This is a genomic window from Pseudomonas sp. DCB_BI (genome assembly GCF_026240995.1).
Lineage (GTDB): Bacteria > Pseudomonadota > Gammaproteobacteria > Pseudomonadales > Pseudomonadaceae > Aquipseudomonas.
Genome location: NZ_JAPFCG010000014.1, coordinates 21784 through 35706 on the forward strand (window position 1 = coordinate 21784; position 13923 = coordinate 35706).

The following is a 13923-nucleotide window of genomic DNA, read 5'->3' on the forward strand; positions in this document are numbered from 1 at the left end:
GGTAAAAACAGCCCGGGCGGGATCGCATTCATGAAGATTTTGCAATAAACCTGGCCGCCGAACATTGCGCGGCGTCAGCGGCAAGGCCGATTACTGCTGGTTTTCCTGCTCGCTGAACAGGTCGCTGAACAACATGCTGGACAGGTAGCGCTCGCCGGAATCCGGCAGGATTACGACGATGGTCTTACCCTGCATTTCCGGTTTTTCCGCCAGGCGAACGGCCGCGGCCATTGCCGCGCCACAGGAAATGCCGCAGAGGATGCCCTCTTCCTGCATCAGGCGAATGGCCATGGCCTTGGATTCTTCGTCGGTTACCGTTACCACCTGGTCGACGATCGACAGGTCGAGGTTTTGCGGCACGAAGCCAGCACCGATGCCCTGGATCTTGTGCGGGCTGGGCTTGAGCTCTTCACCGGCAAGGGTCTGGGTAATCAGCGGCGAGGCTACCGGCTCTACCGCCACCGAAGTGATCGCCTTGCCTTGGGTATGCTTGATATAGCGCGAAACGCCGGTGATGGTGCCACCGGTACCCACGCCTGCCACCAGCACGTCGACCGCGCCGTCGGTGTCGTTCCAGATTTCCGGGCCAGTGGTCTTTTCGTGAATGGCCGGGTTGGCCGGGTTTTCGAACTGGCCAGGCAAGAAGTACTGGGCCGGGTCGGAGGCGACGATTTCGTTGGCTTTCTCGATGGCGCCCTTCATGCCTTTGGCCGGGTCGGTCAGCACCAGCTCGGCGCCCAGCGCCTTCAGCACCTTGCGCCGCTCCAGGCTCATCGAGGCAGGCATGGTGAGCATCAGCTTGTAGCCACGGGCGGCGGCGACGAACGCCAGGCCGATGCCGGTGTTGCCCGAGGTCGGCTCGACGATGGTCATGCCCGGCTTGAGCTTGCCGCTGCTCTCGGCATCCCACACCATGTTCGCGCCAATGCGGCACTTGACCGAATAGCCCGGGTTGCGCCCTTCGATCTTGGCCAGGATGGTTACCCCGCGCGGGGCGATACGGTTGATCTGCACCAGCGGCGTATTGCCGATGGAGTGGGCATTGTCTGCAAAGATACGGCTCATGGCAGGGGTCCTTGGCATGAAAACAAGCAGGGAAAGACCTCAAGGGTAAGCCCGGGCCGATGGCCCGTAAAGCCTGTTAGAACTCAGCCGGGCGCATTGCGGTCAACCGCACATCCTGCCTTGGAGACACCCCGATGAGAGCCCGTTATCGCTGGCCGCTGATCGGCCTGGCCAGCCTGGTTGCGCTGCTGGTGGCGTTGCACCTGGCCCTGCCCTACCTGGTGCGCGACTACCTGAACGACAAACTGGCGGACATGGGCGACTACCGTGGCCAGGTAGCCGATGTGGACCTGGCCTGGTGGCGTGGCGCCTACCAGATCAACGGGCTGAAGATCGTCAAGACCAACGGCAAGGTGCCGGTGCCGTTGCTGGATGCACCGCTGATCGACCTGTCGGTGAGCTGGCATTCGCTGATCTACGACCAGGCCGTGGTGGCCGAAGTGACCTTCGACCGGCCCGAACTGAACTTCGTCGACGGCGGCAGCAAGCAGGCGTCGCAAACCGGTCAGGGCACCGACTGGCGGCAACAACTGGACAAGCTGCTGCCGATTACCCTGAACGAGGTGCACATCGAAAATGGCACCCTGACCTTTCGCAACTTCAATTCCAGCCCGCCAGTCGATCTCAAGGCCACCCGGCTGGACGCCAGTATCCGCAACCTGACCAATGTCCGCGACCAGAAAGGCCGGCGTGATGCCAGCTTTGAAGGCACCGCGCTGATAGCAGGCGACGCCAAGGTGGAAAGCCGTGCCACGTTCGACCCATTCAGTGACTTCGATGATTTCGAGTTTCGCCTTCGCGCCACCGGTATCGAATTACGCAAGCTCAACGACTTCGCCAGCGCCTACGGCAAATTCGACTTCAATGCCGGGCATGGCGACGTGGTGATCGAGGCCCAGGCGGAGAATGGCCGGCTCAACGGCTACATCAAGCCGCTGCTGCGCGATGTGGATGTGTTCGACTGGCAGCAGGACGTCGCGGAAAAGGACAAAGGTTTCTTCCGCTCGGTGTGGGAAGCACTGGTGGGGGCCACCGAGACGGTGTTGAAGAACCAGCCGAAGAACCAGTTTGCAACCCGGGTAGAGCTCAGTGGCAGCGTGCACAAGCAAAACATCAGCGCGTTCGAGGCGTTCTTGCAGATCCTGCGCAACGGGTTTATCCAGGCGTTCAATGCGCGCTATGAACAACCGGCGCCAAAGTCTGACTGAATGGACGTGACGGGCCATTCAGGGACTGAATACCCGGTCTGCGTTTGCAGCTGCCCATGCTCGCGTTATAGTCGTTGGCAAATCACCATCAAGTGTTGCCCGTTCTGGCTGGCCGGCGGTAGGGCCAAGGCAGGCAACCCGCAGAGGACCAAGCCCATGAAGTTCGAAGGCACCCGCGACTACGTCGCCACAGACGACCTGAAACTGGCAGTAAACGCGGCCATCACCCTCGAACGCCCACTGCTGGTCAAGGGCGAACCCGGCACCGGCAAGACCATGCTCGCCGAGCAACTGGCAGCCTCTTTCGGTGCACGCCTGATCACCTGGCACATCAAGTCCACTACCAAGGCTCACCAGGGCCTTTACGAGTACGATGCGGTCAGCCGCCTGCGTGACTCGCAGTTGGGCGTGGACAAGGTCCACGATGTGCGCAACTACCTCAAGAAGGGCAAGCTGTGGGAGGCCTTCGAGGCCGAGGAGCGGGTCATCCTGCTGATCGATGAAATCGACAAGGCTGACATCGAGTTCCCCAACGACCTGCTGCAGGAACTCGACAAGATGGAGTTCTACGTCTACGAAATCGACGAGACCATCAAGGCGAAGCAGCGCCCGATCATCATCATTACCTCGAACAACGAAAAGGAGCTGCCGGACGCGTTCCTGCGCCGCTGCTTCTTCCACTACATCGCCTTCCCAGACCGCAACACCCTGCAGCAGATCGTCGACGTGCACTACCCGAACATCAGCCAGTCGCTGGTCAGCGAGGCGCTGGACGTGTTCTTCGACGTGCGCAAAGTGCCGGGCCTGAAGAAAAAACCGTCCACCTCCGAGCTGGTCGACTGGCTCAAGCTGCTGATGGCCGACAACATCGGTGAAGCGGTGCTGCGCGAACGCGACCCGACCAAGGCCATCCCGCCGCTGGCTGGCGCGCTGGTAAAGAACGAGCAGGATGTGCAACTGCTTGAACGCCTGGCCTTCATGAGCCGGCGCGGCAACCGCTGACAGGAGCCGGGCCATGCTGCTCAACCTGTTCAATGAAATGCGCGCGGCCAAAGTGCCGGTGTCGGTGCGTGAACTGCTCGACCTGCACCACGCCCTGCAAAAGCGCGTGGTATTCGCCGACATGGACGAATTCTATTACCTCGCCCGCGCCATCCTGGTGAAGGATGAACGCCACTTCGACAAGTTCGACCGGGCCTTCGCTGCCTACTTCAAGGGCCTGGAAAACCTCGACCGGCACATTGAGGCGCTGATCCCGGAAGACTGGCTGCGCAAGGAGTTCGAGCGCTCGCTCAGCGATGAAGAGCGTGCGCAGATCCAGTCGCTGGGCGGCCTGGACAAACTGATCGAGGAATTCAAGAAACGCCTCGAGGAGCAAAAGGAACGCCATGCCGGCGGCAACAAGTGGATTGGCACTGGCGGCACCAGCCCATTCGGCTCGGGCGGCTTCAACCCCGAGGGCATCCGCGTCGGCGACGCCGGCAAGCGCCAGGGCAAGGCAGTGAAGGTGTGGGACCAGCGGGAGTACAAGAACCTCGACGACCAGGTCGAGCTGGGCACGCGCAACATCAAGCTGGCCCTGCGCCGGCTGCGCAAGTTCGCCCGTGAAGGCGCCGCCGAAGAGCTGGACATCGACGGCACCATCGACCACACCGCCCGTGACGCCGGGCTGCTGAACATCCAGATGCGCCCGGAACGGCGCAATACGGTGAAGCTGCTGTTGCTGTTCGACATCGGCGGCTCGATGGACGCCCACGTCAAGGTTTGCGAGGAGTTGTTCTCGGCCTGCAAGACCGAGTTCAAGCACCTGGAGTACTACTACTTCCACAACTGCGTGTACGAGTCGGTGTGGAAGAACAACCTGCGCCGCACCTCGGAGCGCTATTCTACCTTCGACCTGCTGCACAAGTACGGCGACGACTACAAAGTGGTGTTCGTCGGCGATGCGGCCATGGCCCCCTACGAAATCACCCAGCCCGGTGGCAGCGTGGAGCACTGGAACGAAGAGGCCGGTTACGTGTGGCTGCAGCGCTTCATGGAGAAATTCAAGAAGATCATCTGGATCAACCCGTACCCCAAGCAAGCCTGGGAATACACCGCTTCGACCCATCTGATACGCGACCTGATCGAGGACAAGATGTACCCGCTGACCTTGCAGGGGCTGGAGGAAGGGATGCGGTACCTGTCCAAGTGAAGTTGCCTGTGCCGGCCCTTTCGCGGGTAAACCCGCTCCCACAGGTACGGTGCAGGGCTCAGGATTGAGCTATTCCCTGTGGGAGGAAGGGATGCGGTAACTGTCCAAGTGAAGTTGCCTGTGCCGGCCCTTTCGCGGGTAAACCCGCTCCCACAGGTACGGTGCAGGGCTCAGGATTGAGCTATTCCCTGTGGGAGGAAGGGATGCGGTACCTGTCCAAGTGAAGTTGCCTGTGCCGGCCCTTTCGCGGGTAAACCCGCTCCCACAGGTACGGCGCAGGCCTCAGGATTGAGCTATTCCCTGTGGGGGGAAGGGATACGGTAATTGTCCAAGTGATATTGCCTGTGCCGGCCCTTTCGCGGGTAAACCCGCTCCCACAGGTACGGCGCAGGCCTCAGGATTGAGCTATTCCCTGTGGGAGGAAGGGATACGGTAATTGTCCAAGTGATATTGCCTGTGCCGGCCCTTTCGCGGGTAAACCCGCTCCCACAGGTACGGCGTAGGCCTCAGGATTGAGCTATTCCCTGTGGGAGGAAGGGATGCGGTAACTGTCCGAGTGAAGTTGCCTGTGCCGGCCCTTTCGCGGGTAAACCCGCTCCCACAGGTACGGCGCAGGTCTCGGGATTGAGCTATTCCCTGTGGGAGCGGGTTTACCCGCGAAGAGGCCGGCAGCGTCACCGCCAACGTTCCAGATATACCTGCTGCTCGCGCCAGGCCTCGTCCTGCACCACGGCCCTGAACCGCACCACCGCACCCGGCATGCATTGCGCCAGTTGCGCCAGCGCAAGCGGCGTGAGCGCGCCCAGCCGCGGGTAGCCGCCAATGGTCTGCCGGTCATTGAGCAACACGATCGGCTGCCCGTCCGGCGGCACCTGTACGGCCCCCAGCGGGATGCCTTCGGAAATCATCGGTGCGCCCTGGTAGACCAGCTGCGGCCCCAACAAACGGATGCCCATACGGTCGGCGCGACTGTCCAGGGTCCACTCACGGTTGAACGCGTCGAACAGGCTGGTACCACTGAAATCACCCATCTGCGCGCCCATCACCAGGTCAAGCACAGGCTGCTGCTCATGGCGCGGGCGCAACGCTTCCGGCACCTCACGCAGGTTTGCCGCAGTACCGGCGAAGGCCAGTATCTGGCCTTTAGCGAGCGCAGTCCCCTGACCATCGATACCACCCAGTTCTTCCCGCACCACCGTGGCGCAGCTACCCAACACATCCTGGCCCACGAACCCGCCAGGTGCCGCCAGATACGCCCGCACACCCACTTTCGGCTGCTTAAAGGTCAACCGCTGCCCTTTGCCCAAGGCAAAACTGCGCCAAGGCATCAGCGGCTTATCATCGACCTGCGCATCCAGGTCGGCACCGGCCAGTGCCAGCACGCAATCCTGCTCCGCCACTACGCTGAGCCCCCCTAACGCCACCTCGACCACTGGCGCGCCCAGGGTGTTGCCCAACAGCCAGTTGGCCCAGTGCATCGCCACCCAGTCCAGCGCCCCGCCCTGGGTCACGCCCAGGTGGCGTACGCCGAAGCGCCCGGCATCTTGCAACTGGCACAGCGGCGTACTGGCCTCGATCTTCAATAGCTTCATCCCTGCGCCTCCGCATCACCGCCCAAGGCCAGGAATTCGCTGCGCGAAATCGCCACGAAGCGCACTCGGTCACCGGGTTGCAACAAGCTATAGCCTTCACGCTCACGGTCGAACAACCGCACCGGAGTACGCCCGATCAGGTTCCAGCCACCCGGCGACACCGCCGGGTAAGCCGCCGTCTGCCGCTCGGCAATTCCGACGCTGCCCGCCGCCACCCGTTTGCGCGGCGTGCTCAGGCGCGGGCTGGCCAGGCGCTCATCGACCAGGCCCATGAAACCGAAACCGGGGGCGAAGCCCAAGGCAAAAACCGGGTACTCGCGCTCGCTGTGCAAGCGGACCACCTCGGCCTCGCTCAACCCGCTGCGGGCTGCGAGTACTGGCAGTTCCGGGCCGACGCTGGGGTCATACCACACCGGGATTTCGTGGCGGCGGCCACCTCTGCCGGCGTCTGGCTGCAGCGCGTCCAGTGCATGGTTTATCAGCCCCCTCGCCTCGCCCGGCGGCAGGTCGAACTGCACCATCAGCGTGGTGTAGGACGGCACCAGATCGAGCAGGTGCTTGCCAAACGCCGCCCGCAAGCGCTGGCTGGCCGCGAGGATCCACGGCATGTTGGCCTCGTCGATACGTTCAAACAGGCGCACCATCAGGCTGTCGACGGCGACGACTTCGATGCGCAAGCTCATCGCGACGCCATAGCATCGAGGGCTTCGCGAATCTGCCGCACCGCCGCCACCGAACTGTCGTTGTCGCCGTGCACGCACAGGGTGCTGGCCGCCAGCTTCAAGGCGCTGCCATCATCCGCCACCAACGTGTCGCCGCGGGCCAGGCGCACGGCCTGATCTACGACCAGCGCAGGGTCGTGGTGCACCGCGCCCGGCAAGCGCCGCGACACCAGGTGGCCACTGGCGGTATAGGCGCGGTCGGCGAACGCTTCGAACCACAGCGGCACGCCGATTTCATCGCCCAGGGACTGGGCGGCGCGGTTGTCAGCCGTGGCCATCAACATCAGCGGCAGGTTGCTGTCGTAGGCCGCCACCGCCTCCAGCACAGTACGCAGCTTCAGCGGGTCGGCCATCATGTCGTTGTACAGCGCGCCATGGGGCTTCACGTAAGCCACGCGAGTACCCAGCACTTTGCAGATGCCGTCCAGCGCACCGATCTGGTAGTGCAGCAGGTCGCGAATTTCCTCGGCGCTGCAGGCCATGGAGCGGCGGCCAAAGCCGACCAGGTCCGGGTAGGCCGGGTGGGCACCGACGGTTACCCCGTGCTCCAGCGCCAGGGCCACGGTGCGGCGCATGATACCGGGGTCGCCGGCATGGTAACCGCAAGCGATGTTGGCGCAATCGATGTACGGCATGACCTCGACATCCAGGCCCATGCGCCAGCTGCCGAAACTCTCGCCCATGTCGCAATTGAGTAGCAGGGGTTTCACCACACGGCCTCCGTTGTTGTTGTGCATATGCCTACCTTACCTTGCCTGCAGCTGTTTGCCGCGTGTTTCCGGCAGGCTCAATGCCGCCACGATCACCACGCCATAGGACACCGCAGAAAACACCCCTATGCCCACGCCCAGCGGCACCTTCTGGCCGAGCACGCCGATAAGCAGCGGGAACAGCGCCGCAATGACCTTGCCGATGTTGTAGCAAAAGCCCTGCCCTGAACCGCGGATGCGCGTGGGGAACAGTTCGGTGAGGAACGCGCCCATGCCACTGAAGATGCCCGAGGCAAAGAAGCCCAGCGGGAAGCCCAGCCACAGCATCACCCCGTCGCTGACCGGCATTTGCGTGTACAGCAACACGATCACGAACGAGCCCACGGCAAACAGAATGAAGTTTTTCTTGCGCCCCAGCAGATCGGACAGGTACGCGCTGACCACATAACCCACATACGAGCCGACGATCACCATGGCCAGGTAGCCACCGGTACCCAGCACACTCAGGCCGCGCTCTTGCTTGAGGAAGGTCGGCAGCCACGAGGTGATGGCGTAGTATCCGCCCAGCGCACCGGTGGTCAGCAGCGACGCGCGCACAGTGGTCCAGAGCATCCCCGGGGCAAAGATTTCGTAGAAGTGCGACGGCGCCTCGGCGGCTTCCGCTGCCTTGGCCTTGCGATAAACCTCCGGGTCCTTGACCAGGCGGCGGACAAAGATCACGAAGATCGCCGGCACCAGCCCCAGCAGGAACAGCGCACGCCAGGCCTGCTCTGGCGGCAGCCAGGAGAACAGCAGCGCGTAGAGGATGGCGGTGAGCCCCCAGCCGATGGCCCAGCCGGACTGCACCATGCCCACCGCCTTGCCACGGTCCTGGGCGCGGATCACTTCGCCGATCAGCACTGCGCCTGCAGTCCATTCGCCACCAAAGCCGAAGCCCATCAGGGTGCGGGCGATCAGCAACTGCTCGTAGTTCTGGGCAAAACCGCAGAGGAAGGTGAAAAAGGCAAACCACAGCACCGTCAGCTGCAGGGTACGCACCCGGCCGATGCGGTCGGAAAGGATGCCGGCAATCCAGCCACCCACGGCCGAGGCGATCAGTGTGCTGGTGTGGATCAGCCCGGCTTCGGTGGTGGTGATGCCCCACAGCATGATCAGCGTGGGAATGACGAAGCTGAGCATTTGCGTGTCCATGCCGTCCAGGCCATAGCCGATCTTGCAGCTCCAGAAGGTGCGCCGTTGCTGTGAGTCGATGTCGCGATACCAGGCGAAAGGCCCGGACGAAGAGGGGGAACTGACCTGCTGCACGCCGGTGGGGTTCATGCTTGCCTCGGCTTGTTGGTATTGTTTTATGGGCGACCTGAAGCGTCGCGGCCTCAGCGCCATGTTCAGAGGCTGCGACGCCTGCGTCCAACGAGAAAAATCGCCGGTCTGGAACAAGAAAAACTGATCATGAACCTTCGCTTCCTCGAAACCTTTGTCTGGGTCGCCCGCCTCAAGAGCTTCCGCCTGACTGCGGAAAAGCTGTTCACCACCCAGGCCTCGGTCTCCAGCCGCATTGCGGCGCTCGAGGCCGACCTGGGGGTAAAGCTGCTGCTGCGCGACTCTCGTGGCGTCAGCCTGACCCCGGAAGGCGGCAAGGTGCTGGAATATGCCGAGCGCATGCTGGAAACCGCCGAGGCCATGAAGCAATCGCTGGGCAGCGACCGCGCCAAGGTCGGGCGCATTCGCATCGGGGTGATGGACACGGTGATCCATACCTGGATGAACGCGCTGGTGGCCGAGCTGACCGAACGCTACCCGCAGGTGGAAATCGAGCTGGTCGCCGATACCGCGCTGAACCTGCGCGAGCAGCTGCAGAAGGGCTTTCTCGATGTGATCCTGCAGACCGACCTGCTGCGCGAACAGTCGATCCGCAGCCTCGACCTGGCGCGCTATCCGATGGGCTGGGTGGTGGCCGCCGGCTCGCACCAGCACCGCGACTACGCCTCGCTGGCCGAGCTTGGGCGTGAGCGGATCATCACCTTCTCGAAGAACTCGCGGCCGCACCAGGAGGTGCTGAGCCTGCTGCAAGCTGCGGGCGCCGAGACGCCACGCCTGAACTGCGTGAACTCGGTGGCGGCGATTACCCGGCTGCTGCGTGACGGCTTTGGCATTGGCGCATTGCCGCCGGCGCTGGTGGATGCCGAGCTGAGCCGAGGCGAGCTGGTATTGCTGGGAGGGCTGCAACCGCCGTCGAGCCTGGAACTGGTGGTGGCCTGGCAGACCGGGGTGGCGCTGGTGGATGAAGTGGTCGGGGTGTGCCGGCAGGTGCTGGAGCGGTATGCGCGGGATGTGGGTGGGCAGCGGATCGTACTGGTCTGAACGACAGGCTCTGCCTGTACCAGCCCTTTCGCGGCCTGCCCGCGAGAGGGCCGGTACAGGTACAGCAGAACTTAGCGCCAGCTCTCTTTCACCACCCTGCGCCGCCCGCCAAGGATCACCCAGCCAATCCCCAACAACAGGCTTTCGACCACAAACGCCAGCACAAAACCAGCACCAACACCCCAGCCAATTGCCTCGGGCACCAGCAGAATCTGGTAGCTGTAGCCATTCAGGGTTTCTTCACGCAACTGCGGGTCAGCCTGCACCAGCACATGCCAGGTACGCTCGGCCCAGGGCCCTTGCAGCGCCTGCCACTCGTTTTCCAGCAGCTGGTTGCGGATCATCAGGCTTTCGATGCTGTTGGCATCACTGTTGAACACCGGGTCGTCACTGCTGCGGTAATGCCGCAACAGTGCTTGCAAGTCGCCATTGAAGAAGCGCTCCGCAGTCTGTTTGAAGCCATCCAGTGCTTCACGCGACTCGAACAGGTGCGCCTCGACCCGCTGGCTGTAGTCCTTGACCAGCCCCGGGACCTGGATGCCGGCCAGCAGGCCGAAGGTGAACAGCAGCAACCGCAGGTAACTTCTGAACATGCAGCGTCCTTAGCTCTGGCCGTGCGCTGTGCACTCTCCGTGCCGCCACAGGGCCCACTGACCCGGCTCGTAGCGCTGCCAGGTCTCGTTCTCGGTCAGGGCCTCGGTGGCGATCACCGTGACCACGTCGTTGGGGGTCGTTTCGGTATGAAAATCGACGATCAGGTCGACATCCTTCAAGCGTGCTGCACCAAACGGCGCACGGCGGGTAATGTGCACCAACTTGGTGGAGCAGAAGCAGAACAGCCAGTCGCCATCGCTGAGCATGCAGTTGAATACACCCTGGCCACGGTAGCCGGCACAGGCTTCGACCAGCACCGGCAGCAGCTGTTCCACCGGGACCGGCTCGGGGAAGGCGCTGCGGATGCGGTTGAGCAGGTCGCAGAAAGCCGCTTCGCTGTCGGTGTCGCCCACCGGCCGGTAGAAACTGGCCAGGCCCTTGAACTCGCCCAACTGGCCGTTGTGCGCAAAGCACCAGTTGCGGCCCCACATTTCGCGCACGAACGGGTGGGTGTTGGACAGGCACACCTTGCCGACGTTGGCCTGGCGGATATGGCCGATCACCACTTCGCTCTTGATCGGGTAGCGCTGCACCAGGTTGGCCACTTCCGACTCGCTGCTGGCGGCCGGGTCCTGGAACAAGCGCAGGCCACGCCCTTCGTAAAAGCCGATACCCCAGCCGTCACGGTGCGGGCCGGTACGACCACCACGCTGCATCAGCCCGGTAAAGCTGAAGACGATGTCGGTGGGGACGTTGGCACTCATGCCCAGCAGTTCGCACATGGCTGTGTCTCCGCTTACAGACGGGGCTCGACCCGGCCATTGCCACGCGGGGCGGCTGGCGGTGGGTCGTCACGGTAACGGTCGCGGCGCTCGGCCGCCAGCGGCGCCTGAGCAGCGAGCTGGTCGTCTTCGGCCGCCTGGCGCTGGGCAGCGGCTTCGGCTTGGGCACGGCGCTCGCGGGCGCGCTTTTCCAGCGGCCAGCGCGCCAGCACGAAAAGAAAGTACAGGCCGAAGGCGATCATTCCGTACATGGCGAAGTCGGACACCGCACGCCAGGCATTGTTGCCGACCTTGAAGGCGACATCCAGGGCGGTGATGGCGATGGCCGGGGCGAAGCTTTCCTTGGCCGGGTCGACGATGGTCGGGGTCAGCAGCAGCACCGCCAGCAGCACCCGCAGCGGTTCGCGCAGCCAGCGCCACATCCACCCGGTGAGTTTGAAGCCCACCAGCAGGCAGCCCAGGGCTGCAACTGCGTACAGGCCCCAAGCGAAGGTGTAGTCGTTCTCGATCATGGTGTTCGTGCAAGCCAGGCAAAGAGTTGCCTATGATAAACACTTTTCCGGGCGCAGGCAGTGTTTGCCTGTGGCGGCCCCAACAAGAGATCCTCAATGCCAACCAAGCCCCTACCCCCGATTGCCCAGGCCGACTCAGGTACCGACCCATACGCCTGGCTGCAACAGCGCGACACCCCCGAGGTGCTCGCCTACCTGCAGGCCGAAAACACCTACCAGGAGGCCTGCCTGGCCGACCAGGCGCCGCTGCGCGAGCAGTTGTTCGAAGAGATCAAGGGCCGCATCCAGGAAACCGACCTGTCGTTGCCCTCCCCATGGGGCCCCTACCTGTACTACACCCGCACCACCGCTGGCGACGAATATCCGCGCCACTATCGCTGCCCGCGCCCGGCCGACGGTTCCAATACCGTCGATGAAAGCCAGGAGCAGCTGCTGCTAGACCCCAACGCCCTGGCGAACGGCGGTTTCCTCTCGCTCGGTGCATTCAACGTCAGCCCCGACCACCGCCTGCTGGCCTATAGCCTCGACACCAGCGGCGACGAAATCTACACCCTGTACGTCAAGGACCTGGCCAGCGACGACGTCACCGCCCTGCCCTTCGACGACTGCGACGGCAGCCTGACCTGGGCCAATGACAGCCAGACGCTGTTCTTCGCCGAGCTGGACGACACCCATCGGCCATGGCGCCTGCGCCGCCATGCCTTGGGCAGTGAAGGCGCACAGACCGTGTTCGAAGAGCCTGACGGGCGGTTCTTCCTGCACTGCTACCGCACCAGTTCCGAGCGCCAGCTGGTGCTGCTGCTGAACAGCAAGACCACCTGCGAAGCCTGGGTACTGGACGCCGAAACCCCACAGGCGCCATTCACCTGCCTGGCGCCGCGCGTCGAAGGCCACGAGTATTTCCCCGACCATGGCCAGCTTGACGGCGAATGGCGTTGGTTCATCCGCACCAACCAGGACGGCATCAACTTCGCCCTTTACCACGCCCCGGTTGTGCCGGTGCCAAGCCGCGGGCAATGGCAAGTGCTGGTGCCGCACCGCGACGCGATCATGCTCGAAGGGCTGAGCCTGAACGCTGGCGCCCTGACCCTGAGCCTGCGCGAAGGCGGCCTGCCGATCATCGAAGTACGCCCGCAGGGCCTGCCGGCCTACCGCGTCGAGCTGCCGGATGCCGCCTACAGCCTTTACGTTCAAGACAGCCTGGAGTTCGCCAGCACACGCCTGCGCTTGCGCTACGAAGCCCTCAATCGCCCGGCCCAGGTACGCCAGCTGGAGCTGGCAACAGGGGCACAGGTGGTGCTCAAGCAAACCCCGGTGCTGGGTGCGTTCGATGCCGACGACTATGTCAGCGAGCGCCTGTGGGCCACTGCCACCGACGGCACGCGGGTGCCGATCAGCCTGGTGCGCCGCCGACAGGACGTGGGGCAGACCGTGCCGCTTTACCTGTATGGCTATGGCGCCTATGGCGAAAGCCTCGACCCGTGGTTCTCGCATGCGCGCCTGAGCCTGCTACAGCGAGGCGTGGCCTTTGCCATTGCCCATGTACGTGGCGGCGGCGAACTGGGCGAGGCCTGGTACCGCGCCGGCAAGCAGGAGCACAAGCAAAACACCTTCAGCGATTTCATCGCCTGTGCCGAACACCTGATCGCCGAGGGGGTGACTGCAGCCGATCGGTTGGCCATCAGTGGCGGCAGTGCCGGCGGCCTGCTGATCGGTGCGGTGCTCAACCTGCGCCCCGAGCTGTTCCGCTGCGCGATCGCCGAAGTGCCATTCGTCGACGTGCTCAATACCATGCTCGACCCCGAGTTACCGCTGACCGTGACCGAGTATGACGAATGGGGCAACCCTGAAGACCCTGAGGTCTACGAGCGGATCAAGGCGTATGCGCCGTACGAGAACGTGAAGGCCCAGGCCTACCCGGCGATGCTGGTGGTGGCAGGTTACAACGACAGCCGCGTGCAGTACTGGGAAGCGGCCAAGTGGGTGGCGCGGTTGCGTACGCGCAAGACCGACAGCAACCTGCTGTTGCTCAAGACCGAGATGGGGGCTGGGCATGGCGGGATGAGCGGGCGCTACCAGGGGTTGAAGGATGTGGCGCTGGAATATGCATTCGTGTTTGGCGAGCTGGGGATCGTTTGAGGTAGCTGGGCGCGCGTTGCGCCCCAAGCGCCCTCCGCTTCTGC

General features: G+C 63.5%; 13 protein-coding genes. 5 read left to right on the forward strand and 8 right to left on the reverse strand.

What is annotated here, in order from left to right; genetic code table 11:
- Window positions 1–90: 90 nt before the first annotated feature.
- The gene (cysK, locus tag OO258_RS16170) at window positions 91–1065 is read right to left on the reverse strand and encodes a cysteine synthase A (protein ID WP_110743739.1); all 975 of its coding nucleotides are present in this window, start codon (window positions 1063–1065) and stop codon (window positions 91–93) included.
- Between the two features lie 134 nt (window positions 1066–1199).
- Here cysK and OO258_RS16175 point away from each other — a divergent pair, with 134 nt between their 5' ends.
- The 3 genes from OO258_RS16175 (at window position 1200) to OO258_RS16185 (ending at window position 4467) form a co-directional block, all read left to right on the forward strand.
- Window positions 1200–2273 carry a DUF748 domain-containing protein gene (locus OO258_RS16175; RefSeq protein ID WP_266031586.1) on the forward strand — a complete coding sequence of 358 codons (1074 nt, stop codon included), beginning with the start codon at window positions 1200–1202 and terminating at the stop codon, window positions 2271–2273.
- A gap of 156 nt (window positions 2274–2429) precedes the next feature.
- Window positions 2430–3275 carry an AAA family ATPase gene (locus OO258_RS16180; protein WP_110743839.1) on the forward strand — a complete coding sequence of 282 codons (846 nt, stop codon included), beginning with the start codon at window positions 2430–2432 and terminating at the stop codon, window positions 3273–3275.
- Window positions 3276–3288: 13 nt separating this feature from the next.
- Entirely contained in the window at window positions 3289–4467 is a 1179-nt protein-coding gene (locus OO258_RS16185; RefSeq protein WP_110743741.1) for a vWA domain-containing protein, read from the forward strand.
- Between the two features lie 674 nt (window positions 4468–5141).
- On the opposite strand, the gene OO258_RS16190 is transcribed toward OO258_RS16185, so the two are convergent.
- The 4 genes from OO258_RS16190 to OO258_RS16205 are packed head-to-tail and all read right to left on the reverse strand — an operon-like array spanning window position 5142 to window position 8811.
- Window positions 5142–6059, reverse strand: coding sequence for a biotin-dependent carboxyltransferase family protein (locus tag OO258_RS16190; RefSeq protein WP_266031588.1), 918 nt, complete (start codon window positions 6057–6059; stop codon window positions 5142–5144).
- The gene (gene pxpB / locus OO258_RS16195) at window positions 6056–6742 is read right to left on the reverse strand and encodes a 5-oxoprolinase subunit PxpB (RefSeq protein WP_266031590.1); all 687 of its coding nucleotides are present in this window, start codon (window positions 6740–6742) and stop codon (window positions 6056–6058) included. Before pxpB ends, OO258_RS16190 begins: the two co-directional genes overlap by 4 nt.
- The gene (locus tag OO258_RS16200) at window positions 6739–7518 is read right to left on the reverse strand and encodes a 5-oxoprolinase subunit PxpA (RefSeq protein ID WP_266031592.1); all 780 of its coding nucleotides are present in this window, start codon (window positions 7516–7518) and stop codon (window positions 6739–6741) included. The genes pxpB and OO258_RS16200 overlap by 4 nt, the downstream gene beginning before the upstream one ends.
- 9 nt (window positions 7519–7527) lie before the next feature.
- Window positions 7528–8811: an MFS transporter gene (locus OO258_RS16205; protein ID WP_416309211.1), complete on the reverse strand. Its 1284-nt coding sequence runs from the start codon at window positions 8809–8811 to the stop codon at window positions 7528–7530.
- A 129-nt stretch (window positions 8812–8940) separates the two neighbouring features.
- Here OO258_RS16205 and OO258_RS16210 point away from each other — a divergent pair, with 129 nt between their 5' ends.
- Window positions 8941–9852, forward strand: a complete 912-nt coding sequence (locus OO258_RS16210; RefSeq protein ID WP_266031594.1) for a LysR family transcriptional regulator — start codon at window positions 8941–8943, stop codon at window positions 9850–9852.
- A 71-nt stretch (window positions 9853–9923) separates the two neighbouring features.
- Here OO258_RS16210 and OO258_RS16215 read toward each other — a convergent pair whose 3' ends face one another.
- Genes OO258_RS16215 through OO258_RS16225 form a run of 3 tightly spaced genes read right to left on the reverse strand, consistent with a single transcriptional unit; the run spans window position 9924 to window position 11740 of the window.
- The gene (locus OO258_RS16215) at window positions 9924–10445 is read right to left on the reverse strand and encodes a DUF2937 family protein (RefSeq protein ID WP_266031596.1); all 522 of its coding nucleotides are present in this window, start codon (window positions 10443–10445) and stop codon (window positions 9924–9926) included.
- Window positions 10446–10454: 9 nt separating this feature from the next.
- The gene (locus OO258_RS16220; RefSeq protein WP_266031598.1) at window positions 10455–11228 is read right to left on the reverse strand and encodes a class II glutamine amidotransferase; all 774 of its coding nucleotides are present in this window, start codon (window positions 11226–11228) and stop codon (window positions 10455–10457) included.
- A gap of 14 nt (window positions 11229–11242) precedes the next feature.
- Window positions 11243–11740 carry an MFS transporter gene (locus OO258_RS16225; protein ID WP_266031600.1) on the reverse strand — a complete coding sequence of 166 codons (498 nt, stop codon included), beginning with the start codon at window positions 11738–11740 and terminating at the stop codon, window positions 11243–11245.
- Between the two features lie 96 nt (window positions 11741–11836).
- Between OO258_RS16225 and OO258_RS16230 the strand changes: the two genes are divergently transcribed.
- Window positions 11837–13879 (forward strand): S9 family peptidase, encoded by a 2043-nt coding sequence (locus OO258_RS16230; RefSeq protein WP_266031601.1) that lies wholly within the window; start codon window positions 11837–11839, stop codon window positions 13877–13879.
- Window positions 13880–13923 lie beyond the last annotated feature (44 nt).